We start from the raw sequence: 22817 nt of genomic DNA, 5'->3' as shown, positions 1-22817 counted from the left end.
GCGCGTCGCGATCTTTTAGATCCGCTTGCCGCGCTTTAGGTCTTTATTTTTACGCATGTCGTTGTCGCAAAACCGCTGTACACTTTTGCGCGACATGCTTTAGAACGACTGGCCTATGCCGGCATAAATTCCATAATCCGTCCCACCGTCGTACTTGTTCAAAGGTACGGCGAAATCAAGCCGAAGAGGGCCGAAAGGTGTTGCATAACGGATACCGGCTCCCGCACCGGCCCTGATATCGGAGAAATCGGGCGCGATGCTGTCCGAAACCGTACCGACATCGATGAAGGGTACGATGCCGATCGTATCGGTGATCTTGACGCGCGCCTCGAAGGAGGCGGTCACATAAGAGCGGCCGCCGGTCTCATCGCCGTTTTCGTTATAGGGTGAGATTTCCTGGTATCCGTAGCCGCGCACCGAACCGCCGCCGCCGGCGAAGAAACGCTGGGTAGCGGGAATATCCTGAACGCCGTCGCCGCCGATCAGCGTACCGGCCGCGAGCTTGGCGGCAAGGACGATGCCGTCTTCGGTGCCGAGGCCGAGATAGCCTGATATCGAGCCCTCGAAGGCCGAATAGACCGTGCCATTCATGAACTCATAGCCCGGCTTTGCCGACAGCGTGGCGTGGTAGCCCGCCGTCGGATTGTATTTGTCGTCGCGGGCGTCGCGGTCGTAGGTGATCGGCAGTGTGAAGGTCAGATAGTTGTTGTTGCCGAAGGCGTCGTCATCATTCTCGAAGCTCACCTCGCCGGCAGCGGAGATGGTGTCCTGATCCGTCAATTCATAGGAGAGGCCAAGCGAGGCGGTAATGAGCTTCGCATTATAAGCATCAGGATTTTCGGTCTTGGCGACGATGCCGGCCTTCAGCGTAGCGGATGGATGGATGAAGCCCGGCTTCGTGAAGAGGATACCGGCGGAATAATCGAGATCGCCGAGGTCGGATGCTTCGCCGAGGCGTGAGACGGCGCCTTCGATGCGCAGCGATTCGGCCCCGCCGAACAGATTGCGATGACCCCAGTAGCCGTTGACGCCGAAACCGTCGATCGTCGAATATTGCGCGCCAATGCCGAGGTAACGCCGCTTGCCTTCGGAAACCTCGATCGTCATGGGCAAAGTACCATCGGCAGCAAGTGCGTCGCCCCCGTGGATCGTGACGCTTGAGAAGACGCCAAGCGCGCGCAGGCGTTCACCTGCTTTCCTCAGCGCCTCCGGCGAATAGGCTTCGCCCTTCTGCAGGCGCGAATAACGCTGGATGAATTCCGGCTTGACCATCTTTTCGCCTGTGACGCCGACATCGCCGATCGGGGCAACCGGGCCGCCTTCGGCAGCGAGAACGATATCGACGGTATTGTTGCTGTGGTCGGCGACCACGCGGCGCTCGGTCAGTTTGGCGAAGGGTCTGCCCTCGCTCTTCAATTGGTCGACGATCGTATCTCCGGCCTTGATGATCGCAAGCGAACCTGCCTGCTCACCCGGAGCGAGATCGTAGTCGGCGGGATTGCGGTGCGCGGCATCGCCACCGAACTGAACCTCATTCACGGTAAATACAGGGCCGGGCGCGATGTCCACCTTGACCGGGACGGGTTTGGAGCGGTCGAAGGTCGGATTCGGCGGCAGGTCGTCAATGTTGCGACCGCCGATGGTGATCGTCACCACGCCACCATAGCGCGCCTTTTCGTAGAGTGTGGCGATCAGCCTGTCGCGGTCGTCGCGGGCTTTCACGACGACACCCAGATCGCCTGAAACCGGACGATTCTTATCGCCGATAAGGCGAGAGCTGTTCTCCAGCGACTCCTTCAGGTCGCTATCGGCTGCCCCGGCTTCGAGGTCGACGTCATAGCGCACGGGATCGGGCACCTGCAGGTTCTCATCCTCATCCTTGCCGAATATGGTGATGCCAAAAAGCTTGAATGCGTAAGCTTTGCTCACGAGGATGGGTGAAAATGCAGTCGCCGCTGCGACCACCAAAATGGCGCCTGCTCGATACGCAATACCAGTTCTCAGGCCCGTCCCTCTAATCCGCATCCGCCGCTTTTGGGTTACATTAAAATGAAGCTCTGCGTTGCCCAGCCGACAATAAGCTTAGCGGCAAAATCCCGTCACGTGTACCAATTTAAACTGCTGACGCACTAATTTAGTACAAAAAAATCCCGGACGAGGGTCCGGGATTTCCGTTTTTCCCATTCTGATTGCAGATCTCAGCGGCAATCATCAATGTAGCGGCGACCATACCGGTCCCGATAATAGCATTGGCCAGGTTGCTCTGCGACCCTGCCGATCAACGCGCCCGAAACGCCGCCAATCGCTGCGCCGACTGCCGCGCCGCGCACGTCGCCGGTGACCACGCCGCCGATAACGGCACCCGACGCTGCGCCGATGCCGGCGCCTTGCTGTGTGGGTGTACAGCTTGCGATCGAAAGGCCGATCAATGCGAATACGAGGACTCTTTTCATCTCTTCTCTCCGAGGTTTTTGGCGCCCCAGCGGGCGGACGTCGTCCCTAACCTGTTTTTTCTCAGGCTAGCCCGGAAATTATGTCGCAAGAAGGGCTTGTCCACCATCGACGAACCTTTTTTCGTAAGGCGCGGGTTTCTTTCCACGATTAAAAGCAGGAGTTTCGAGAATTTTTTACCGGAATTGACGTCGATCAAATTCGCTGACCACGGCTCGCATATTTTTTATCTGGAATCATTCAAAAGTCTGCGCCTTTTGCCGCAGTTGATGGTAAAGCAGGGACCAAGGGTTGACGTACGGTTGCCGTCTCAGCAAGAAAACAGCCGTACGAACTGGAGCATATGATGGATTTCGAAGCGTTTTTCAAAAGCGAGCTGGACGGGCTTCACACGGAGGGCCGTTACCGCGTTTTTGCCGACCTGGAGCGCCATCGCGGTAACTTTCCGCGTGCGACCCGCCACACGGCTGATGGCGAACAGGAAGTGACCGTCTGGTGCTCCAACGATTATCTCGGCATGGGCCAACACCCCAAGGTGATCGAGGCGATGAAAGACGCCATCGATCACTGTGGCGCGGGTGCGGGAGGCACCCGGAATATCTCTGGCACCAACCACCACCATGTTCTGCTCGAGCAGGAACTCGCCGATCTGCATGGCAAGGAAGCCGCGCTGACCTTCACATCCGGCTACGTTTCCAACTGGGCAGCGCTCGGCACGCTCGGCGCCAAAATCCCCGGCCTCATCATCTTTTCCGATGCTTTCAACCATGCCTCGATGATCGAGGGCATCCGCTATGCCAAGTGCGAGAAGGTCATCTGGAAGCACAATGACGTCGCCGACCTCGAAGCCAAGCTGGCTGCTGCCGATCCCAAGGCACCGAAGCTCATCGCCTTCGAATCCGTCTATTCGATGGATGGCGATATCGCGCCGATCAAGGAAATCTGCGATCTCGCCGACAAGTATGGCGCGATGACTTATCTCGATGAAGTGCATGCCGTCGGTATGTACGGTCCGCGCGGTGGCGGCATTGCCGAGCGCGAAGGCTTGATGGATCGCATCACCGTCATCGAAGGCACGCTTGCCAAGGCGTTCGGCGTCATGGGCGGTTATATCGCGGCTTCCACCGCGCTTTGCGATTTCATCCGCTCTTTTGCGTCGGGCTTCATCTTCACGACGTCGCTGCCGCCGGCTCTCGCTGCCGGCTCGGTCGCGTCGATCCGGCATCTCAAGGCAAGCCCCTTCGAGCGCGCGCGCCATCAGGACCGCGTGCGAAAGCTGCGCATGCTGCTTGACCAACAGGGCATTCCGCACATGCCGAACCCCAGCCATATCGTCCCCGTCATGGTTGGCGATGCCGCCAAGTGCAAGTGGATCTCGGATCTGCTGCTCGACAATTTTGGCGTCTATGTGCAGCCGATCAACTATCCGACGGTGCCGAAGAAGACCGAGCGCCTGCGCATCACGCCGACGCCGCTGCATTCGGATGCCGATATCGAGCATCTCGTCGGGGCCCTGCATTCGCTCTGGTCGCGCTGCGCGCTGGCCCGTCACGTCGCTTGATGTCACGTCGCCTGATTTTTCAGGAAAATTTCTTTATCGGATGAGCCCGGCAGCCCGCTGCCGGGCTTCTTTGTCTGCAGCGAAGACATCGTCCATCGTCGCGGCTGCGGGCAGATCGATGAGATCGTCCATGACTTTTTCGGTGATCTCGGCCATGGCGAGGAAGGGCAGGCGGCCTTCGATGAAGGCTTCGAGTGCGACTTCCTTTGCGCCGTTCAGCACCGCGCCCTGGACGCCGCCGCGCGTCATTGCCAGTCGGGCAAGCCGCAGGGCAGGGAAACGTTTTTCATCCGGAGGCTCGAAGTCCAGCCGCGCGAGCTTGGCGAAATCCAGCCGCTCGATCGGCAGGTTCGCCCGGCGCGGATGGGAAAGGGCATAGCCGATTGCGGTGCGCATATCCGGCGCACCCAGCTGTGCCAGCACCGAGCCATCCGTATAGCCGACCATCGAATGGATGACCGACTGCGGATGGACGATCACCTCCACCTGCTCGGGGCGCAGGCCGAAAAGGTGCTTCGCCTCGATCATCTCCAGCGCCTTGTTGAATAGCGACGCACTGTCGATGGAGATCTTCAGGCCCATAGACCATCTCGGATGGGCGCGTGCGGTTTCCACCGTGACGTTGGCCATCTCCTCCAGCGAGGAGGTGCGGAAGGGACCGCCTGATGCCGTCAGGATGACACGTTCCACGGCATGGCGCTGATTTTCCTCCAGCACCTGGAAGATCGCATTATGTTCGCTGTCGACTGGCAACAGCTTGCCGCCGCCGTTTTTCACCGATTCGACGAACAAATCGCCTGCCGAAACAAGACATTCCTTGTTGGCGAGCGCGATATCGGCGCCGCGGCGTGCTGCGGCAAGTGTGGGTGCAAGGCCGGCCGTGCCGATGATGGCTGCCATCACCCAGTCCGCCTCGCGGTCTGCGGCCTCCATCAGCCCGGATGTGCCGGCGGCGACCGCAATGCCGCTGCCGGAAAGCTCACTCTTCAGCGATTCGTAGTGCTGGTCATTGGCAATGACGGCCAGATGCGCGCCTGACGATTTCGCTTGTTGCGCCAGCAATTCCACATTGCCGTTGCCGGTCAGGACGGAAATTTCGAAATTGTCCCGGCCGCCCAGATGATCGATGACATCAAGCGTATTTTGGCCGATCGAGCCTGTCGAACCGAAGATACTGAGGCGCCGAGGCGCGATTTTGCTCGTCATCATCGTCGATTTCGCAAGAAATTGCATATTCGGCATCGGCTCTACAGGGGATCGTGGGAGGCAGCAAGTGTGCGGTGCAGCAAATTTCAACTCCAGAGGGGTTTACATGGACCCGCCATGATGGGATCCTGATGGCATTCCTTACGGGGATGATTATTTGCTGCGGCCGGTTACGGTCGAAAGGCAAATCCGCTGGGCGCTGATGCGTCCGACGAGCAACTGGCAATTTATGCCACTGGCCGCTGGGCCAAACAAAAATCGAAGACTGAACCGGGATTGCGTGTATGCGCCGTCCTTCATTGCGTTCGACGCGAGCGCTCCAGGTCCGCTTTACGCCTATCGGTGCGCGATCGGCGTACCAGTTCAAAACGATGCGATATTATGACGAAAATAAAGATTGCATGCTTTGTTTTTGCGCTTCTGCCGCTGGCCAATCCGGTATCTGCGGATGATCTGGTAATCTGGTCGCCGGTGAAGGTGTCTGCCCGTTCCTACAAAACGACGGTCGGGTTCCGCCTGCCGATGGAATGGGAAACGAGCGCCGGTGCGGATTTCGCGCTTGCCTCCAACAAGAGCGGGGCACCGCTGCCGGCTTCCGGCCAGGCGATGCTTTGGGGCAAGCTGCAGAAGGTGAGCGTTACGCCGGCCAGCCGTGCGCAGCAGGATGTGACGCTGAAGGTCGATACTTTGCGTGGCAGCGGCGCGTTGATGCTCAGCCGCTCACGCAGTTGGATCCTCTCGGATTCGCTTGATATGCAGACGACACGCGCGGTCAGCCTCGGTTACAACGCCGTCGATGCGCAGCAGACAACAGTGTCGGCTTCCCAGGCGGTCAAGCTGATCTATCCGTGGACCGGCACATCGATTTCCGCCGGCAGCAGCATCGGTAATGTCAATGGCGACTTTTCCAGTACTGTCGCCGTCAGTCAGAACATCTTGCCCAACCTCGGATTGAGCGCGTCTGTGTCCGATCCGCTTTCGGCGGGGCGGACGGGAAATGTCAATTTGAACTATCAGCTTCGCTGGTAGGCGAAACCAAAGCCCTGTCGACCGCGTTTGTTCTTCTTCAACACCAAGGAGGACGGAACGATGGTCTTCAAGGAACAGACATTTCACGGTCGTCAGCCCGAAGCGGAGGCTGAATATGCCAATCGCGCAACACTGGAAGCCGCAGTCGCCAATGCGCTGGCGGTTGCCGGCGGCATTGACGCAGCCGATGTCGAGGTGACGGCCGAAGGCGACGAGATCGTTCTGAGCGGCAGCGTTAGTACGGTCGACCAAATCGAACGGGCAACAGTCATCGCAAGAACAGTTGAAGGCGTTCATACAGTGCGAAACCGCATTTTGCTCACTGGCTCGACGGTTGACGTTCGGCATTAACCATTAGCCGAACATCAACCTCTCGTAAGTTCGTTCGCGCGAACATGCGATCTTGCTGCATCGAGCCCATGATTTCGGCATCATGGTTTATGCCACGACGCCTGGCCAACTGCGTCTGCAGCTTTCTGAAAGTGGTTTTGTCGCCGAACCGCTGCTCTTCTCATTGAAGGTCGCCCACTTGGGGGCGAGATTGTGGCTGACGAAGAGTATTTCCACGTCGTAGCGCGCAGTCGCTCAGCTTCAGCCGGCAAAGCGTTCCGGCAGAAAACCGGCGGGGGCTTTCTCGCCGACAAGCCGATCGGTCTTCGGTGCAGGAACGGGCCCTTGCGGCTGATGGGCGATTGCCAGCAGCAGGCCGCTGACAATGAAACCGATCGCAAGCAGAGTTATTCGAATACGCATGGCGGATACTCCCGTTTTGTCGCTTAACGCGAAGAGATTCCTGAAGTTCCGCATGCTTGAGAAAAGGAAAGACCCGGCCAGTCTCTCCAAACGGGTTGGCGCCTTCAGCAGCAGAATCTGGCTTTCTTGAGCGCGACAGGGCCGTGGCTGTGAACGCGCATCACTCGAGTCGCCTCGCCGCGGTCTCGTATGGGCGGCAATCGGCCTCATCGGTGTATGGATCGTGGCGGCGTTTTCGGCGCTGGCGCAAAACGCGCCATGCGATTCGACCTGAATTTCGTGAGAGAATGGTGATCCCGGCGCGATTCGAACGCGCGACCCCCAGATTAGGAATCTGATGCTCTATCCTGCTGAGCTACGGGACCACTCGGATGCCATGCATACAAAAGGCTTGGCGCGAAGCCAAGCCTTTTCGGTATATCCAATGTCGTTTCGTCTCAGGCGCCGAGACGTTGTTCGGCGAGGCGGACCCAATAGGAAATGCCGTGGGCGATTGCCTCATCGTTGAAGTCGTAGGCGGGGTTGTGCAGGCCGGCGGTATCGCCGTTGCCGATGAAGATGAAGGCGCCGGGGCGGGCGTTCAACATATAGGAGAAATCCTCGCCGCCCATCATCGGGTCGACTTCGGGATTGACGTTGGCTTCGCCGGCAATGTCGCTGGCGATAGCAACGGCATGTTCCGTCTCGTCGGCATGGTTGAAGGTGACGGGGTAGTTGCGGTGGAAATTGATGTCGGCTTCGGCACCATGGGCAGCGCAGATGCCTTCGACGACCTGGCGCAGGCGTGCTTCGGCCTGGGCGCGCACGTCTTCATCCAGCGTGCGGATCGTGCCGGCAATGGTTGCGTCATTGGGGATGACGTTATGGGCGAAACCGGCATTGAACTTGGTGACGGAGACCACGACCGAGCGAAGCGGGTCGACGCTGCGTGAGGCGATCATCTGCAGGTTCGTGACGATCTGCGCGCCCGTCGCGATCGGGTCGATCGTGCGGTGCGGCTGCGCGGCATGGCCACCGCGGCCCTTGATGGTGACGGTGAACTCGTCGGTTGCCGCCATGATGGGGCCTTTGCGGGTGGCGAACTGGCCGACGGGCAGGCCCGGCAGATTGTGCATGCCGTAGACCTCTTCGATGCCGAAGCGCTCCATCATGCCGTCCTTGACCATCAGGTTGCCGCCACCGCCGCCTTCTTCTGCCGGCTGGAAGATCACGGCGACGTTGCCATTGAAGTTGCGGGTCTCGGCGAGGTATTTCGCAGCGCCGAGCAGCATGGCGGTATGGCCGTCATGGCCGCAGGCATGCATTTTTCCTGGCGTTTTCGAGGCCCAGGGCTTGCCGGTGATCTCGGTAAGCGGCAGGGCGTCCATATCGGCGCGCAGGCCTACGGTACGATTGCCCTCCCCCTTGCCCTTGATGAGGCCGACGACGCCGGTGCGGCCGATGCCGGTGACGATTTCGTCGACGCCGAATTCCTTAAGCTTTTCAGCAACGAAAGCGGCCGTGGTTTCGACTGCGAAGAGAAGTTCCGGCCGGGCATGGATGTGACGGCGCCACTCTGCGACTTCATCCTGAAGTTCGGCGGCTCTATTCAGAATCGGCATTCTTGGCTTCCTGTAAATGAAATGTGTGGGGCCTGTCTGAAGCATCACAAGGGCGTGATGCCTTGGAAATAACTTAGTCAATGACCTTTGCCATGTCATAGCCATATAGGCTAAATAGGGGAAGGTTTCGAGATAATTCCCTGAAGGACGAGCACTTGTCGACGCGCCACGATCGTTTGTTCGCCGCTTTGCGGCCCTTTTCTTTTATAGCGACTGCAACAGCGGTTCTTGTCTCGTCCGTTACACTTGCCGAGGCCAGCCCGCATATTCTCGTCGACGTGCAGACCGGACGCGTGCTGGAGCATGAGGAAGCCTTCCGCAAGTGGTATCCGGCTTCGCTGACCAAGCTGATGACCGTCTATACGGTGTTCGATGCGATCCGCTCCGGCCAGATCAGCCTCGACACACCCGTCGTCATGAGCAAGCGGGCCGCGTCCGCGCCGCCGGCCAAGATGGGCTTCAAGCCGGGCCAGAAATTCACGCTCGACAGCGCCCTCAAGATCCTGATGGTGAAGTCGGCGAACGATATCGCGGTCGCCGTCGCCGAGGCTGTCAGCGGCACGCAGGAGGCTTTCGTCGTGCGCATGAATGCCGAAGCGGCGAAGCTCGGCATGTCGGATTCGCATTTCGTCAATCCGAATGGCCTGCCAGGCAAGGGGCAGTATACGACGGCTCGCGACCTTGCGATCCTGACGGTGGCGCTGCGCCGCGACTTCCCTCAATATGCAGGCTATTTCTCGCTGGAAGGTTTTACGACCGGCAAGCAGAACGTTCCGAACATCAACATGCTGATCGGCCGTTTTGCTGGTGCCGATGGCATGAAGACCGGGTTTATCTGCGCTTCGGGCTTCAACCAGATCGGCTCGGCGACACGCAACGGCCGGACGCTGGTTTCCGTCGTTCTCGGCACCGATAGCCTGGCGGCCCGCGCCGATGCTACCGCCAACCTGCTGCAGAAGGGCTTCACCACGCAGTTTGCAGCAAATGATACGCTGGGCTCGCTGAAGCCTTACGGTCCTGGGCAGGACCAGGTGAACGACATCACAGCCGATATCTGCAGCGCCAAGGGCGCCAAGATACGCAGCGAAACGCGCGACGAGGTTGGCCGCATGAAGGTGCAGTCGCCCTATATCCACGAGATGGATCACGAGCCGCAATTCGTGTTTGCCGGCCTCATTCCGGGCCAGGATCCGCAGCCGGTCGCCCAGAACGACAAGTCTGCCAAGGGCGATGCGGTCGAAGTGCTCGCCAATGTACCGGTTCCGCTCCCGCGGCCGAAATCCTTCTGAGGAAACATCATGAGCACGTTCAGCGACAAGATCCCGGTCACTATCCTGACCGGCTTCCTCGGTGCCGGTAAATCGACGCTCCTGAACCGCATCCTCAAAGATCCTGCCATGAAGGATGCGGCCGTCATCATCAATGAATTCGGCGATGTCGGCATCGATCATCTGCTGGTCGAAAGCTCCGGCGACTCCATCATCGAACTCTCCGACGGCTGCCTCTGTTGCACCGTGCGCGGGGAACTGGTCGATACGCTGGCGAACCTCATGGATGCTGTTCAGACGGGCCGTGTGAAGCCTGTCAGGCGCGTGGTCATCGAAACGACCGGCCTTGCCGATCCGGCTCCCGTCATGCAGGCGATCATGGGTAATCCAATCATCGCGCAGAATTTCGAGCTCGACGGCGTCGTGACCGTCATCGATGCCGTGAACGGCCTGCAGACGCTCGACAATTACGAGGAGGCACGCAAGCAGGCGGCTGTCGCCGACCGGTTGATTGTCTCAAAGAAGAGCATAGCAGGCGATACGGATGCGCTGATGGCGCGTTTGCGCGGCCTCAATCCGCGCGCATCCCTCATGGATGCTGGCAGCGAGGAAGCTGGCACGGCACATGTGCTCATCAACGGGCTTTACGATCCCGCGACGAAGATCGCCGACGTCCGCCGCTGGCTGCATGATGAGGAAGAGCATGAGCATGAGCATGAGGGACATCATCATCCCCATGACCATGATCACGGTCATCACCACCACCATCATGGCCACGGGCATCAGGACCCGCACGACGTCAATCGTCACGATGCGTCGATCCGTTCCTTCTCGATCATCGAGGAGAAGGCGATCGATCCGATGGTGCTCGAAATGTTCATCGATCTCCTGCGTTCGGCGCATGGGGAAAAGCTTCTGCGCATGAAGGCGATCATTGCCACCTCAGACCGGCCGGAGCGCCCGCTGGTGCTGCATGGCGTTCAGAGCATCTTCCACCCGCCGGTGCGGCTTGCCGCCTGGCCGGATCCCGAGGATCGGCGCACGCGCATGGTGCTGATTACCAAGGATCTGCCGGAGGCCTTCGTGAAAGATCTCTTCGACGCCTTCCTTGGCAAGCCACGGATCGATACGCCCGATCGGGATGCGCTCAGCGACAATCCGCTCGCTATTCCGGGCATGCGGATCTAATCGGAAAAGGCTCTATCCCTTGCGGATCAGGAAACGGTGGCCGCGCTCGGTCTTTTCCGTGCTGATAAGCTCGTGGCCGTCTTCATTGCAGAAATGCGGGATGTCGATGACGGCAAGCGGATCGCTGGTATCAACGAGGATCGTTGCGCCGCTCGGCATGGTCGTCAGCTTCTTGCGTGTCCTGATGACGGGAAGCGGGCATTTCAGCCCGCGCAGATCGTAGAGAACGGCGTCCAAGCCGATCAGTTCCTGGCCCAGAACTTCCAGAACGGCTTCTTGGTGGCGTCGGCGGTTTCCTGCGGCGCGGGCTCGGGCGCGGCATAGGCCAGCGGGTTCTGCATCGGCACCGGAATATTGGCCGGCAGCGCTGCAGCGACGGTTGTGGCTTGAGCCTGCGTCGTCGGCGTCGCAGTCGCTGCGGTCTTGGCAGCAACGCTCTTCGCGGCCTGATTGGCCATCATGTCTTCGAGTTCGGCAACCTTGACCATACGGCCGGCCTCAAGCGACGTGCCGGTTGGAGCATAGGCGAGTTCACGGCCCTTGCGCAGCTTGGCGACGACAGCCTTACGTTCTGCTTCCGTCGGGTCGTACCAGGCAAGCCCGTCGTATTTCTTCAGCGCCGTCTGGTATTCGGCATCATAGGTCTTGCCGTAGGAGGCAAGCGCTGCCGTCAGCGCCGGCGGCGTCGACATCGCCGGGCAGGCGCCGGCCGGATTGAAGCTGCCACCGTTCGTGACCTGCTGGTTGAAGACGTATTTCTTCTCGCAGACGTTGACTTCCGGCGGGCGCTTGGTGACTTCGAAATTGTCGTAGCCGACCTTCAGCATCTTCCAGAAATCATAATTCGGATCGAGGCGGTGCTTGACCATGTTCTCGGCCGTCATGCGGAAGGGGAAGGCCTGAAGCTGCACGCTTTCCTGGCCGCCCTTGAAGGCGTCACGGGCAAAGGCGTAGATTTCCAGAACCTGCTGATCGGTCATCGAATAGCAGCCGGACGATGAGCAGGCACCGTGGATCATCAGGTCGCTACCGGTGCGGCCGTTGACGGCATCATAGCGGTTCGGAAAACCGGTGTTGATCGCCAGATAATATTTGGAATTGGGGTTCAGGTTGGCGCGGCTCAGGTTGTAGAAGCCTTCCGGCGCCTGCCGGTCGCCGGTCTTGACCTTCGGGCCGAGCTTGCCGGACCAGGCGCAGATCTTGTAGCCGGCGATCTTCTCAAACCGATTGTCCGTCTTCGCCTTCCAGACTTCCAGCGCACCTTCCTCCTTGAAGATGCGGATCATGATCGGCGAGTTGCGATCCATGCCCTTTGCCGACATGTCGGCAAGGATGTGGGCGGGAAGCGGCTGCTCCACCTTGTTCTTGACGGTCGAGAGGTCGATGCCCTGAGCCGATTCCAATGCGTCGTTGCAGCCGGTCAGAGCCAGCGCCATGAGCGAAACATAGGCAAAATGATGTATGCGCATTCAATCAGCCCATCAATAATGCGACCCAACCCGCTTAAGGAAACCGGGCGTAGCGCGGAATCATAGGCGGCTTATACTTGATAAATCCTTACCAGCCTATGACTTGCGCGGAGGTCTCCTGCAAGCGCTGATGTTACAGATAACATTATTGTGGCCAAGATTTGGTCTCAATCGATTGAGCCAGCCTGTGGATTTTACAGATTGCGGCCCATGGCGAGGAACTTCTGGCGGCGGTCGTTGCGCAGTTGTTCGCCGGAACGGGAGGCCATTTCGGCAAGTGCATTGGAGATTATATCGCCGGTGGCGGCGATGACGCTGTCGGGATCGCGGTGGGCGCCGCCAAGCGGTTCGGGGATGATGCCGTCGATGATGCCGAGCGCCTTCAGGTCCTCGGCCGTGATCTTCATGTTGGTCGCAGCTTCCTTGGCACGGGTGGAATCGCGCCAGAGGATCGAGGCGGCACCTTCCGGCGAAATGACGCTGTAAATCGAATGTTCGAGCATGTAGACGCGGTTGCCGGTGGCAATCGCAATCGCGCCGCCCGAGCCGCCTTCACCGATGACGATCGAGATCAGCGGCACCTTGACGCCGAGGCACATCTCCGTCGAACGGGCGATGGCTTCTGCCTGACCGCGCTCTTCTGCGCCGACGCCCGGATAGGCGCCTGCGGTATCGACGAGAGTGATGACCGGAAGCTGGAAACGATCCGCCATTTCGAGGATGCGGATCGCCTTGCGGTAACCTTCAGGACGGGCACTGCCGAAATTGTGCTTCAGGCGGCTCTTGGTGTCGTTGCCCTTTTCCTGGCCGATGACGGCGACCGGCTGGCCGCGAAAGCGGGCAAGACCAGCCTGGATGGCGGCATCCTCGGAAAACTTGCGGTCACCGGCGAGCGGCGTGAATTCCTGGAAGAGCGTCTTGGCATAATCGACGAAATGCGGGCGCTGCGGGTGGCGCGCGACCTGCGTCTTCTGCCAGGCGTTGAGCTTCGAATAGATCTCGACGATCGCCTCGCGGACGCGGACTTCGAGCCTGCCGACTTCGTCGGAGGTGTCGATGCTTTCGTCTTCCGTCGCCAGCTTCTTAAGCTCGATGATCTTACCTTCGAGGTCGGAGATCGGCTTTTCGAAGTCGAGATAGTTGTGCATGAGGTGCGTTTCCGTTCCTTGTGCGCGGGACAGTTTCCTGGTTCCGCCCCTTGTCGCCGGTCCTATTCGTGCTTTTTCGCCTGTTTTGCAAGGGGGTGGTGCGTATGGACGAGTTGTTGGAGCCGTTCTTCCAGAACATGCGTATAGATTTGTGTCGTTGAAATGTCCTGATGGCCGAGGAGTTCCTGCACTACGCGCAGATCGGCCCCATTGGCCAGAAGATGGCTGGCGAAAGCGTGACGCATGACGTGCGGCGAAATCATCGACGGTGCGAGGCCGGCTCGAATTGCCAGATTCTTGAGATCGCGCGCGAAGACCTGTCGCGGCAAGTAACCTTCCTTAGAGGCGGCCGGAAAGAGCCAGGGGCTGTCCCGAGGTTCTTTCGACGCTGCGTTTTCCAGTGCCAGCATCCGGCCGTAGGACTTCAGTGCGGCGATTGCCGATTGCGAGAGTGGAACAAGGCGCTCTTTGTTTCCCTTGCCCCGGATCATCAGGAAGCGGCCTTCCTGGTCGAGAACGCGGGCGGGAAGCGAGACGAGTTCGCTGACGCGCATGCCGGTCGCGTACAGCAATTCCAACAGCGCCAGCATGCGCAGGCGATGAAGCTGGCCGGGTGCGGTGTCAGCAGCTTCCGTCTCCGCTTGGGACAGCAACTTCGTTACTTCCTCGACGCCCATCGTCTTCGGAAGTGCCCGGCCTTTCTTCGGCGCGTCGAGAATGCCGGTCGGGTCGTCGGTGCGCAGGCCCTCGGCGTAGAGGAATTTGTAGAACTGTCGCATGGCGGCAAGCCGGCGGGCCTGCGAGGAGGGCTTGAAGCCCTGCGCGGATAGCGAGGCCAGATAGGCACCGAGATCGCCCGATGCCGCCTCCGTCAGGCGGATGCTGCGGCCGTGCAGGAAAGAACGAAGGTCGTCCAGATCGCGCTCGTAGGACTGCAACGTATTGACCGCGGCGCCGCGCTCGGCACTCATCATTTCAAGGAATGATTCCACATGGACGCGGCCGAGATCCTTCATCGCGTCACTTCTTCGTGGTGTTGATCGTGCCGGTCGAGGGCGGATTCACTCGCTCGGAAGGAATGCGGATCGTGACGTCCCGCTCCTGAGGCTCGACGAAGGTGACGAGCGCCCACATCGCTCCATAGATCAGTCCAGCGATGACGGCCAGGACGGACAGGAAACGGATCAGGCTCGGCATCCGGCTACTCCTTAGAACTCTGCTTCTGTTATAAGAAGCATGTTTGCAAGTGCAAGAAGCGGTAGTGAGACCGTGATTCCCTTGCCCGCGACTTGACGCTACACCCGCATTTGTCGATACCGTTTGCAAACAAAGTGTGAATGGACCGATGAGTGAGCCGCCAGTTTCCGTTGCAGACAGTTTGAAAGTCAGAGCTCGCGCCGCGCTCGGTTCACGCAATCTTGTTCTGGTTGGCCTTATGGGGGCCGGAAAATCCTCGGTCGGGCGTCTTGTCGCGCAACAACTCGGCGTTCCCTTCATCGACAGCGATATCGAGATCGAGCGCGTTTCGCGCATGACGATCACGGAGCTTTTCGCGGCTTACGGAGAGGAAGAGTTCCGGGCGCTCGAGGCACGGGTGATGAAGCGTCTGCTGAAGGGCGGTCCGCGCGTCGTGTCCACCGGCGGCGGCGCCTTCATCAACGCTCGTACGCGCAGGCATATCAAGAAGGGTGGCCTGTCGGTCTGGCTGAAGGCCGATCTCGATGTGCTCTGGGAACGGGTCAACAAGCGCGACACACGTCCGCTGCTGAAGACCGAGAACCCGAAGCAGACGCTCGAAAATCTGATGAACGCCCGATACCCTATTTATGCCGAGGCCGATCTCACGGTGCTTTCGCGCGACGTACGCAAGGAAGTCATGGCCGATGAAGTGCTGAGAGCCGTGGTCGAGACCCAGAAGGAAAGTGCAGTATCATGAACGCGATCACCCCCGCTTCCGCCGTCCGTAAGGTGCATGTGCCGCTTGGCGATCGAGCCTATGATATCATGATCGGGCCAGGGCTGATCGCTAGTGCCGGCGGCGAGATCGCTTCGCGGCTCAAGGGCCGCAAGGCGGCCATTATCACTGATGAGCATGTGGCGCCGCTTTATCTCGATGCCTTGAAGGCGAGTCTCGATGCTGCCGGCATCGCCTCGGCTGATGTCGTGCTGCCGGCCGGCGAGAAGACCAAGAGCTTCGAGCATCTGGTCAATGTCTGCGACAAGGTTCTGGAAGCCCGCATCGAGCGCAATGATTATGTCATCGCGCTTGGCGGCGGCGTCATCGGCGACCTCTCGGGTTTTGCGGCCGGCATCGTCAGGCGCGGCGTGCGCTTCGTACAGGTGCCGACCTCGCTGCTCGCCCAAGTGGATTCGTCGGTCGGTGGCAAGACCGGCATCAATAGTCGCCATGGCAAGAACCTCATCGGTGTCTTCCATCAGCCGGATCTCGTGCTCGCCGATACGGATGTCCTGAACTCCCTGAGTAAGCGCGAATTCCGCGCCGGTTATGCGGAGGTCGCCAAATATGGCCTCATCGACAAGCCGGATTTCTTTGCCTGGCTGGAGAACAATTGGCAGGCGGTCTTTGCCGGCGGTTCGGCGCGTATCGAGGCGATCGCGGTGAGCTGCCAGGCCAAGGCGAATGTCGTGGTTGCCGACGAGCGGGAAAACGGCCAGCGGGCTCTGCTCAATCTCGGCCATACGTTCGGCCATGCGCTGGAGGCCGCGACCGCCTATGACAGCAGCCGGCTGGTTCATGGTGAAGGCGTTTCGATCGGCATGGTGCTGGCGCATGAATTTTCAGCACGCATGAACCTTGCGAGCCCTGATGATGCCAGCCGCGTCGAGGCGCATCTGAAGGCTGTCGGCCTGCCGACCCGCGTGTCGGAAATTCCAGGCGCCCTGCCGCCGGCGGAGGTGCTGATGGATGCGATCGCACAGGACAAGAAGGTCAAGGGCGGCAAGCTCACCTTCATTCTCACGCGCGGCATCGGCCAATCCTTTGTCGCCGATGACGTGCCGGCTTCCGAAGTGATCAGTTTTCTCAAGGAAAAACATCCCTGATGTCAGTCGAGGGTACCTTGGCATTTTTATCGATCTACTGGCCGGAGATCATTTCGATCGTGGCCCTGGTGTTGATGTCTGCGTTCTTTTCGGGATCCGAGACCGCGCTGACTGCCGTTTCGAGAAGCCGGATCCACACGCTGGAAGCCAATGGTGATGAGCGCGCCGGTCTCGTCAGGACCCTCATCGAGCGTCGTGACCGGCTGATCGGTGCGCTGCTGATCGGCAACAATCTCGCCAACATCCTGTCGTCGTCGCTGGCGACAAGCGTATTTCTGGGGATCTTCGGCAATTCCGGTGTGGCGCTGGCAACGCTTGCCATGACCATCATCCTTGTCATCTTCGCGGAGGTTCTGCCGAAGAGCTGGGCGATCTCCACGCCGGAGCGTTTTGCGCTCAATGTTGCAATACCTACGCGGCTCTTCGTCGCCGTCGTCGGTCCGCTCTCTTCGTTCGTCAATGCGATCGTGCGCCGGATCCTCGGCTTCTTCGGGATCAATTTGTCCCGCGAAGTCTCGATGCTGTCGGCTCATGACGAATTGCGGGGCGCCGTCGATCTGCTGCATCGCGAAGGCTCGGTTGTAAAGGCCGACCGTGATCGTCTCGGAGGCGTGCTCGATCTTGGCGAGCTTGAGCTTTCCGACATCATGGTCCACCGTACGGCGATGCGGGCGATCAATGCGGACGATCCGCCGGAATCGGTCGTCCGGGCAATCCTCGAAAGCCCTTATACGCGCATGCCGCTCTGGCGCGGTACGATCGATAATATCATCGGCGTTGTGCATGCCAAGGATCTGTTGCGGGCGCTCGCCGAGCCGAACATGGAGCCGCAGCAACTCGATATCGTGAAGATCGCCCAGAAGCCCTGGTTCGTGCCTGACAGCACCAATCTCGAAGATCAGCTCAATGCTTTCCTGCGCCGCAAGCAGCATTTCGCCGTCGTCGTCGACGAATATGGCGAGGTGCAGGGCATCGTGACGCTGGAGGATATTCTGGAAGAGATCGTCGGCGATATCTCCGACGAGCATGATATCGACATGCAGGGCGTGCGCCAGGAGGCGGACGGTTCCATCGTCGTCGATGGCGGCGTACCGATTCGTGATCTCAACCGTGCGCTCGACTGGAACCTCCCGGATGAGGAAGCGACGACGATCGCTGGCCTCGTCATTCATGAATCAATGACCATTCCCGAAGAGCGCCAGGCCTTCACCTTCTACGGCAAGCGCTTCGTCGTCATGAAGCGGGAGAAGAACCGCATCACGAAACTGCGCATCCGCCCCGCCGAGGAAGACGAGGCCAAACCCGCCTGACCAAGGTTTCCGTTACCGGCGGCATTTCCGTGCGCCGGCTTATCCTACAGGATCTGACATGTTCGACATTCTCTGGCGATCCGTCGCCATCGGCATCGGGGCGACCGCCCTCATGGATATCTGGGCAATCCTGCTCGCAAAGCTCAGCGTGACGCCGTCACCGAACTGGGCGCCGGCAGGCCGCTGGTTTTGGCACCTCGGCAAGGGCAAAGTCTTTCACGATAATATCGCTGATGCAGTGCCCTATGCCAACGAGCTGGCGCTCGGATGGATCGGTCACTATGCGGTCGGCATTCTCTACGGCATCCTGCTGGCGATCTTCGTCGGCCCGGCCTGGTTTGCCGCTCCGAGCTTCTTGCCTGCCTGGATTCTCGGTATCGTCACCGTCGGTGCCGGCTGGTTCCTGATGCAGCCGGGCCTCGGCCTTGGCTGGGCGGCTTCAAAGACGCCGAATCCGATGAAGGTCCGCGTGCTCAATCTGCTTGCGCACACGGTCTTCGGTTTCGGGCTCTACGCCACGGCACTCGTCATCCGCTAAGAACTACCAACGGGTCGGCTCGCCGGGCGCGGCCGGCTCTACAGCCAGAGCGTGGAGTCCGGCATCGAGTTCGGGCTTCAGCAGGTCGGTAATTGCCCGATGGCGTTGTAGTCGCGGCATGCCGGTGAACTTCTCCGAAACGATGCGGACGCGCATATGCGTCTCACCCGTGCCCGTCATGTCAGGCTGATGGCCGGCATGCAGATGACTCTCGTTGATGACCGCGAGGCGTTCGGGCGCAAAGGCTTCCTTGAGCTTCTCTTCGATGCGGGTTTGGAGTGTCATCATCAGGTCTTCTGCGTTCACGAAAAAGGTTCCCACCAAGCCAGCAACATTCCCGTTTGTCAATTCTTGTTGTCATCGGTCAGCAGCCCCATAATTAGCGCCGCCATGAGACTTGATTCCAAATATTTCGATCGCATCCGAACGCGCCGCAGGCGAGAGCAGGAGCCCGAGCAGGCGCCTCCAACTTGCCAGTGGGACGGCTGCGACAAAAAAGGTACGCATCGCGCTCCTGTGGGACGCAATGCGGAAGGCCAGTTCTTTTTGTTCTGTTTCGAACACGTCAAGGACTACAACAAGGGATACAACTATTTCTCCGGCCTGTCGGACGGTGAGATCGCGCGCTATCAGAAGGAGGCGATAACAGGTCATCGCCCTACCTGGACGGTCGGCGTCAACAAGGATGCCAAGAACAGCCCGCTGCATGCCGAAGTTCGCTCCGGCGCCTATTCGCGCGTGCGTGACCCATTCGGTTTCGTGAAGGAAGGTGGCGGCAAAGGCAGTGGCCCGCGTTTCCCGCAGGCCCGCAAGCTGAAATCGCTGGAGGCCAAGGCTTTCGATACGATGGGACTTGCTGCGAACGCCACCTCCGCGGAGATCAAGAGCAAGTACAAGGAACTGGTCAAGAAGCATCACCCCGATGCCAATGGCGGCGACCGCGGCTCGGAAGAGCGTTTCCGCGCCGTCATCCAGGCCTATCAATTATTGAAGCAGAACGGTTTTTGTTAATTCCCGTCCTTGCTCTTAAGCTTCAATCGGGTATGGTCCACATCGGCTGAGGCCGCAGGCAACCGCGGCATATATTTGCGTGTTTTCCCGACATTGCCTCTGCCGACCTTCCGGACGCGGCGTTTCTTGTCTGGGACTCTTTCAAGAATGCTCGCCAGCGGTCATTATCCCGCCGAGGTTTCGTTTCAGTCCCGGAGAAGTATCGCCGACGTTCCGACCTTGGAAGAACGCGGACCAAAGACTGCGGCACCATGGTTGCGCAATGGCTGAGATAGTGTGGTCGGGTGGCCGTCACCCGCCTTGGAGACATGATGAGCAAGATTGACCTTGATATTTCCGAACTGCCCGACACCACCGTTTCGGTCCGGGAGGTCTTCGGCATCGATTCCGACATCCGCGTTCCCGCCTACAGCAAGGGCGACGCCTATGTTCCGGATCTCGACACCGACTATCTCTTCGACCGCGAGACGACGCTCGCGATCCTCGCCGGCTTTGCCCATAACCGACGCGTGATGATCTCCGGCTACCATGGCACGGGCAAGTCTTCGCATATCGAGCAGGTCGCCGCGCGCCTCAACTGGCCGTGCGTGCGTATAAACCTCGACAGCCATGTCAGCCGTATCGATCTCGTCGGCAAGGATGCGATCGTCGTCAAGGACGGGCTGCAGGTCACCGAATTCAAGGATGGCATTCTGCCCTGGGCCTACCAGCACAACGTCGCGCTCGTCTTCGACGAATACGACGCCGGCCGCCCGGATGTGATGTTCGTCATCCAGCGCGTGCTGGAATCGTCCGGCCGCCTGACGCTGCTCGACCAGAGCCGCGTCATCCGTCCTCACCCGGCCTTCCGCCTGTTTGCGACCGCCAACACGATCGGCCTCGGCGATACGACCGGCCTCTATCACGGCACGCAGCAGATCAATCAGGCGCAGATGGACCGCTGGTCGATCGTCTCGACGCTGAACTATCTGCCGCATGATCACGAAGTGAATATCATCGCCGCCAAGGTGAAGAGCTTCGGCAAGGACAAGGAAGGCCGCGATACGGTTTCCAAGATGGTCCGCGTTGCCGATCTGACGCGCGCTTCGTTCATGAACGGTGACCTCTCGACCGTCATGAGCCCGCGTACCGTCATCACCTGGGCCGAGAATGCCGAGATCTTCGGCGATATCGCCTTCGCCTTCCGCGTCACTTTCCTCAACAAGTGCGACGAACTGGAGCGCCCGCTGGTGGCCGAGCACTATCAGCGCGCCTTTGGCGTGGAGCTGAAGGAAAGCGCTGCCAACATCGTGCTGGGGGCTTGAGGCCAGTCGATCATGGCAGCTCGCGGAGACAATTCGAAAGCAAAGCCTGGTGCGCCCGTTGATGTCGAACCGTTGCGCCGGGCAATAACCGGTTCCGTACGCGCTATCGCTGGTGATGCCGAGGTGGAGGTCACTTTCGCCAACGAGCGTCCGGGCATGACGGGTGAGCGAATCCGCCTGCCGGAGCTTTCCAAGCGTCCGACAGCGCATGAGCTGGCGGTGACGCGCGGCCTTGGCGATTCCATGGCGCTCCGCATCGCCTGCCATGACGAGAAGGTGCATTCCACCATGGCGCCACAGGGCTCGGATGCCCGCGTGATCTTCGACGCCGTCGAGCAGGCGCGCGTGGAATCGATCGGCGCGTTGCGCATGGAGGGCGTGGCCGCGAACCTGCGCTCCATGACCGAGGAGAAATACGCCAAGGCGAATTTCACCGGCATCGAGCGGCAGGAAGACGCGCCGATCGGTGAGGCTGTGGCGATGATGGTGCGCGAGAAGCTCACCGGCCAGAAGCCGCCCGCTTCCGCCGGCAAGGTGCTCGATCTCTGGCGTTCTTTTATCCAGGAAAAGGCCGGCAGCGAACTCGACAATCTCTCCGGCGTCATCAACGACCAGCAGGCCTTCTCGAAGGTCATCCGCAATGTGCTCTCGGCCATGGAAATGGCCGAGGAATACGGGGATGACGACAGCGATCCGGACTCCGACGATCAGTCCAACGAGGATGATCAGCCGACGGGCGACGAGCAGAACGAGGACGAGATCGACGAGGATGCCGGCAGCGATGCGGCCCCCGTCGAGGACAGCGAAGTCGCCGACGAGCAAATGGAGGACGGCGAGACCGAAGGCGCCGAAATCTCCGACGACGACATGATGGAAGAAGGCGACGACGATTCCGAGACACCGGGCGAGACCCGCCGTCCGAATACGCCGTTTGCCGATTTCAACGAAAAGGTCGATTACCACATCTATACAGAGGAATTCGACGAGATCATTACCGCCGAAGAGCTGTGCGATGCCGCCGAACTGGAACGCCTGCGCGCTTTCCTCGACAAGCAGCTGGCGCATCTTCAGGGTGCTGTCGGCCGTCTCGCCAACCGCCTGCAGCGCAAGCTGATGGCGCAGCAGAACCGTTCCTGGGATTTCGATCTCGAGGAAGGCTATCTCGATACGGCCCGCCTGCAGCGAATCATCATCGATCCGACGCAACCGCTCTCCTTCAAGATGGAGCGCGATACGCAGTTCCGCGATACGGTCGTGACCCTGCTGATCGACAATTCCGGCTCCATGCGCGGCCGACCGATCACGGTTGCCGCCACCTGTGCCGATATCCTGGCGCGCACGCTGGAGCGCTGCGGCGTCAAGGTCGAGATCCTCGGCTTCACGACCAAGGCGTGGAAGGGTGGTCAGGCACGCGAAAACTGGCTTGCCAATGGCAAGCCGCAGACGCCGGGTCGGCTCAACGACCTGCGTCACATCATCTACAAGTCGGCCGATGCCCCGTGGCGGCGTGTACGGCCCAATCTCGGCCTGATGATGCGCGAAGGCCTGCTCAAGGAAAATATCGACGGCGAGGCACTGATCTGGGCGCATAACCGCTTGCTTGCCCGCCGTGAGCAGCGTCGTATCCTGATGATGATTTCCGATGGTGCGCCGGTCGATGATTCCACGCTGTCGGTCAATCCGGGCAATTATCTGGAACGGCATCTGCGCGCCGTGATCGAGCAGATCGAGACTCGTTCTCCGGTCGAGCTTTTGGCAATCGGCATCGGTCATGACGTGACGCGTTACTATCGCCGCGCCGTGACAATCGTCGATGCGGACGAGCTTGCCGGCGCCATGACCGAACAGCTTGCCGAACTGTTCGAGGATCATGCCGCACAGCCGCGCGGTGGTCGCCTGCGCCGCGCGGGCTGATAC

The 22817-nt window shown here is 59.9% G+C and carries 23 protein-coding genes and 1 tRNA gene; 12 read left to right on the top strand and 12 right to left on the bottom strand.

Annotated features, from left to right (window positions below):
• Window positions 1–99 precede the first annotated feature (99 nt).
• Window positions 100–2025, bottom strand: coding sequence for an autotransporter assembly complex family protein (locus KQ933_RS18070; RefSeq protein ID WP_216756136.1), 1926 nt, complete (start codon window positions 2023–2025; stop codon window positions 100–102).
• A gap of 173 nt (window positions 2026–2198) precedes the next feature.
• Entirely contained in the window at window positions 2199–2453 is a 255-nt protein-coding gene (locus KQ933_RS18065) for a YMGG-like glycine zipper-containing protein (RefSeq protein WP_183734325.1), read from the bottom strand.
• A gap of 344 nt (window positions 2454–2797) precedes the next feature.
• Between KQ933_RS18065 and hemA the strand changes: the two genes are divergently transcribed.
• Window positions 2798–4012 carry a 5-aminolevulinate synthase gene (gene hemA / locus KQ933_RS18060; protein WP_216756135.1) on the top strand — a complete coding sequence of 405 codons (1215 nt, stop codon included), beginning with the start codon at window positions 2798–2800 and terminating at the stop codon, window positions 4010–4012.
• A gap of 33 nt (window positions 4013–4045) precedes the next feature.
• Here the strand turns inward: hemA and dxr are convergent, their stop codons facing one another.
• Entirely contained in the window at window positions 4046–5221 is a 1176-nt protein-coding gene (gene dxr / locus KQ933_RS18055; RefSeq protein ID WP_216756134.1) for a 1-deoxy-D-xylulose-5-phosphate reductoisomerase, read from the bottom strand.
• Between the two features lie 378 nt (window positions 5222–5599).
• Here dxr and KQ933_RS18050 point away from each other — a divergent pair, with 378 nt between their 5' ends.
• Window positions 5600–6247 (top strand): hypothetical protein, encoded by a 648-nt coding sequence (locus KQ933_RS18050; RefSeq protein WP_216756133.1) that lies wholly within the window; start codon window positions 5600–5602, stop codon window positions 6245–6247.
• Between the two features lie 60 nt (window positions 6248–6307).
• Complete coding sequence (locus KQ933_RS18045) at window positions 6308–6598, top strand: BON domain-containing protein (RefSeq protein ID WP_216756132.1); 291 nt, start codon at window positions 6308–6310, stop codon at window positions 6596–6598.
• A gap of 240 nt (window positions 6599–6838) precedes the next feature.
• Here the strand turns inward: KQ933_RS18045 and KQ933_RS18040 are convergent, their stop codons facing one another.
• The 3 genes from KQ933_RS18040 to KQ933_RS18030 form a co-directional block, all read right to left on the bottom strand.
• Window positions 6839–7000 carry a hypothetical protein gene (locus KQ933_RS18040; RefSeq protein WP_216756131.1) on the bottom strand — a complete coding sequence of 54 codons (162 nt, stop codon included), beginning with the start codon at window positions 6998–7000 and terminating at the stop codon, window positions 6839–6841.
• A gap of 288 nt (window positions 7001–7288) precedes the next feature.
• Window positions 7289–7365, bottom strand: a tRNA-Arg gene (locus KQ933_RS18035).
• Window positions 7366–7437: 72 nt separating this feature from the next.
• Entirely contained in the window at window positions 7438–8601 is a 1164-nt protein-coding gene (locus tag KQ933_RS18030) for a M20 aminoacylase family protein (protein ID WP_216756130.1), read from the bottom strand.
• Between the two features lie 155 nt (window positions 8602–8756).
• Between KQ933_RS18030 and KQ933_RS18025 the strand changes: the two genes are divergently transcribed.
• Both KQ933_RS18025 and KQ933_RS18020 read left to right on the top strand, forming a co-directional pair.
• Entirely contained in the window at window positions 8757–9890 is a 1134-nt protein-coding gene (locus tag KQ933_RS18025; protein WP_216756129.1) for a D-alanyl-D-alanine carboxypeptidase family protein, read from the top strand.
• Window positions 9891–9899: 9 nt separating this feature from the next.
• Window positions 9900–11057, top strand: coding sequence for a GTP-binding protein (locus KQ933_RS18020; protein ID WP_216756128.1), 1158 nt, complete (start codon window positions 9900–9902; stop codon window positions 11055–11057).
• Window positions 11058–11069: 12 nt separating this feature from the next.
• On the opposite strand, the gene KQ933_RS18015 is transcribed toward KQ933_RS18020, so the two are convergent.
• From KQ933_RS18015 to KQ933_RS17995, 5 genes are all read right to left on the bottom strand, one after another.
• Window positions 11070–11294 (bottom strand): sulfurtransferase TusA family protein, encoded by a 225-nt coding sequence (locus KQ933_RS18015; RefSeq protein WP_216756127.1) that lies wholly within the window; start codon window positions 11292–11294, stop codon window positions 11070–11072.
• A 5-nt stretch (window positions 11295–11299) separates the two neighbouring features.
• Window positions 11300–12526 (bottom strand): murein L,D-transpeptidase family protein, encoded by a 1227-nt coding sequence (locus KQ933_RS18010; RefSeq protein WP_216756126.1) that lies wholly within the window; start codon window positions 12524–12526, stop codon window positions 11300–11302.
• A 194-nt stretch (window positions 12527–12720) separates the two neighbouring features.
• Window positions 12721–13674 (bottom strand): acetyl-CoA carboxylase carboxyltransferase subunit alpha, encoded by a 954-nt coding sequence (locus KQ933_RS18005; protein ID WP_216756125.1) that lies wholly within the window; start codon window positions 13672–13674, stop codon window positions 12721–12723.
• Window positions 13675–13736: 62 nt separating this feature from the next.
• Window positions 13737–14690 (bottom strand): site-specific tyrosine recombinase XerD, encoded by a 954-nt coding sequence (gene xerD, locus KQ933_RS18000; RefSeq protein WP_216756124.1) that lies wholly within the window; start codon window positions 14688–14690, stop codon window positions 13737–13739.
• 4 nt (window positions 14691–14694) lie between these two features.
• Entirely contained in the window at window positions 14695–14871 is a 177-nt protein-coding gene (locus KQ933_RS17995) for a hypothetical protein (protein ID WP_007822234.1), read from the bottom strand.
• Between the two features lie 148 nt (window positions 14872–15019).
• On the opposite strand from KQ933_RS17995, the gene KQ933_RS17990 reads away from it, so the two are divergent.
• Genes KQ933_RS17990 through KQ933_RS17975 form a run of 4 tightly spaced genes read left to right on the top strand, consistent with a single transcriptional unit; the run spans window position 15020 to window position 18585 of the window.
• The gene (locus tag KQ933_RS17990) at window positions 15020–15610 is read left to right on the top strand and encodes a shikimate kinase (RefSeq protein ID WP_216756123.1); all 591 of its coding nucleotides are present in this window, start codon (window positions 15020–15022) and stop codon (window positions 15608–15610) included.
• A complete protein-coding gene (gene aroB, locus KQ933_RS17985) occupies window positions 15607–16737 on the top strand; it encodes a 3-dehydroquinate synthase (RefSeq protein ID WP_216756122.1) in 1131 nt (376 codons plus the stop codon). The genes KQ933_RS17990 and aroB overlap by 4 nt, the downstream gene beginning before the upstream one ends.
• Window positions 16737–18047: an HlyC/CorC family transporter gene (locus KQ933_RS17980; protein WP_216756121.1), complete on the top strand. Its 1311-nt coding sequence runs from the start codon at window positions 16737–16739 to the stop codon at window positions 18045–18047. The genes aroB and KQ933_RS17980 overlap by 1 nt, the downstream gene beginning before the upstream one ends.
• Before the next feature lie 58 nt (window positions 18048–18105).
• The gene (locus KQ933_RS17975; RefSeq protein WP_216756120.1) at window positions 18106–18585 is read left to right on the top strand and encodes a DUF2938 domain-containing protein; all 480 of its coding nucleotides are present in this window, start codon (window positions 18106–18108) and stop codon (window positions 18583–18585) included.
• Window positions 18586–18588: 3 nt separating this feature from the next.
• Here KQ933_RS17975 and KQ933_RS17970 read toward each other — a convergent pair whose 3' ends face one another.
• Window positions 18589–18873, bottom strand: coding sequence for a BolA family transcriptional regulator (locus KQ933_RS17970; protein ID WP_216756119.1), 285 nt, complete (start codon window positions 18871–18873; stop codon window positions 18589–18591).
• Between the two features lie 102 nt (window positions 18874–18975).
• On the opposite strand from KQ933_RS17970, the gene KQ933_RS17965 reads away from it, so the two are divergent.
• The 3 genes from KQ933_RS17965 (at window position 18976) to cobT (ending at window position 22814) form a co-directional block, all read left to right on the top strand.
• The gene (locus KQ933_RS17965) at window positions 18976–19596 is read left to right on the top strand and encodes a J domain-containing protein (RefSeq protein ID WP_216756118.1); all 621 of its coding nucleotides are present in this window, start codon (window positions 18976–18978) and stop codon (window positions 19594–19596) included.
• 311 nt (window positions 19597–19907) lie between these two features.
• Entirely contained in the window at window positions 19908–20900 is a 993-nt protein-coding gene (gene cobS, locus KQ933_RS17960) for a cobaltochelatase subunit CobS (protein ID WP_183806022.1), read from the top strand.
• 12 nt (window positions 20901–20912) lie between these two features.
• A complete protein-coding gene (gene cobT / locus KQ933_RS17955) occupies window positions 20913–22814 on the top strand; it encodes a cobaltochelatase subunit CobT (RefSeq protein ID WP_216756117.1) in 1902 nt (633 codons plus the stop codon).
• Window positions 22815–22817: the final 3 nt, after the last annotated feature.

It is taken from the genome of Rhizobium sp. WYJ-E13, assembly GCF_018987265.1.
GTDB lineage: Bacteria > Pseudomonadota > Alphaproteobacteria > Rhizobiales > Rhizobiaceae > Rhizobium.
This window is presented reverse-complemented; position numbering and strand designations above follow the sequence as displayed.

What these genes read in the sequence shown, in the direction of transcription:
- KQ933_RS18070 (WP_216756136.1), bottom strand. Translation starts at nt 2,025, where the DNA reads ATGCGGATTAGAGGGACGGGCCTGAGAACTGGTATTGCGTATCGAGCA.
- KQ933_RS18065 (WP_183734325.1), bottom strand. Translation starts at nt 2,453, where the DNA reads ATGAAAAGAGTCCTCGTATTCGCATTGATCGGCCTTTCGATCGCAAGC.
- hemA (WP_216756135.1), top strand. Translation starts at nt 2,798, where the DNA reads ATGGATTTCGAAGCGTTTTTCAAAAGCGAGCTGGACGGGCTTCACACG.
- dxr (WP_216756134.1), bottom strand. Translation starts at nt 5,221, where the DNA reads ATGATGACGAGCAAAATCGCGCCTCGGCGCCTCAGTATCTTCGGTTCG.
- KQ933_RS18050 (WP_216756133.1), top strand. Translation starts at nt 5,600, where the DNA reads ATGACGAAAATAAAGATTGCATGCTTTGTTTTTGCGCTTCTGCCGCTG.
- KQ933_RS18045 (WP_216756132.1), top strand. Translation starts at nt 6,308, where the DNA reads ATGGTCTTCAAGGAACAGACATTTCACGGTCGTCAGCCCGAAGCGGAG.
- KQ933_RS18040 (WP_216756131.1), bottom strand. Translation starts at nt 7,000, where the DNA reads ATGCGTATTCGAATAACTCTGCTTGCGATCGGTTTCATTGTCAGCGGC.
- KQ933_RS18030 (WP_216756130.1), bottom strand. Translation starts at nt 8,601, where the DNA reads ATGCCGATTCTGAATAGAGCCGCCGAACTTCAGGATGAAGTCGCAGAG.
- KQ933_RS18020 (WP_216756128.1), top strand. Translation starts at nt 9,900, where the DNA reads ATGAGCACGTTCAGCGACAAGATCCCGGTCACTATCCTGACCGGCTTC.
- KQ933_RS18010 (WP_216756126.1), bottom strand. Translation starts at nt 12,526, where the DNA reads ATGCGCATACATCATTTTGCCTATGTTTCGCTCATGGCGCTGGCTCTG.
- KQ933_RS18005 (WP_216756125.1), bottom strand. Translation starts at nt 13,674, where the DNA reads ATGCACAACTATCTCGACTTCGAAAAGCCGATCTCCGACCTCGAAGGT.
- xerD (WP_216756124.1), bottom strand. Translation starts at nt 14,690, where the DNA reads ATGAAGGATCTCGGCCGCGTCCATGTGGAATCATTCCTTGAAATGATG.
- KQ933_RS17995 (WP_007822234.1), bottom strand. Translation starts at nt 14,871, where the DNA reads ATGCCGAGCCTGATCCGTTTCCTGTCCGTCCTGGCCGTCATCGCTGGA.
- KQ933_RS17990 (WP_216756123.1), top strand. Translation starts at nt 15,020, where the DNA reads ATGAGTGAGCCGCCAGTTTCCGTTGCAGACAGTTTGAAAGTCAGAGCT.
- aroB (WP_216756122.1), top strand. Translation starts at nt 15,607, where the DNA reads ATGAACGCGATCACCCCCGCTTCCGCCGTCCGTAAGGTGCATGTGCCG.
- KQ933_RS17980 (WP_216756121.1), top strand. Translation starts at nt 16,737, where the DNA reads ATGTCAGTCGAGGGTACCTTGGCATTTTTATCGATCTACTGGCCGGAG.
- KQ933_RS17975 (WP_216756120.1), top strand. Translation starts at nt 18,106, where the DNA reads ATGTTCGACATTCTCTGGCGATCCGTCGCCATCGGCATCGGGGCGACC.
- KQ933_RS17970 (WP_216756119.1), bottom strand. Translation starts at nt 18,873, where the DNA reads ATGATGACACTCCAAACCCGCATCGAAGAGAAGCTCAAGGAAGCCTTT.
- KQ933_RS17965 (WP_216756118.1), top strand. Translation starts at nt 18,976, where the DNA reads ATGAGACTTGATTCCAAATATTTCGATCGCATCCGAACGCGCCGCAGG.
- cobS (WP_183806022.1), top strand. Translation starts at nt 19,908, where the DNA reads ATGAGCAAGATTGACCTTGATATTTCCGAACTGCCCGACACCACCGTT.
- cobT (WP_216756117.1), top strand. Translation starts at nt 20,913, where the DNA reads ATGGCAGCTCGCGGAGACAATTCGAAAGCAAAGCCTGGTGCGCCCGTT.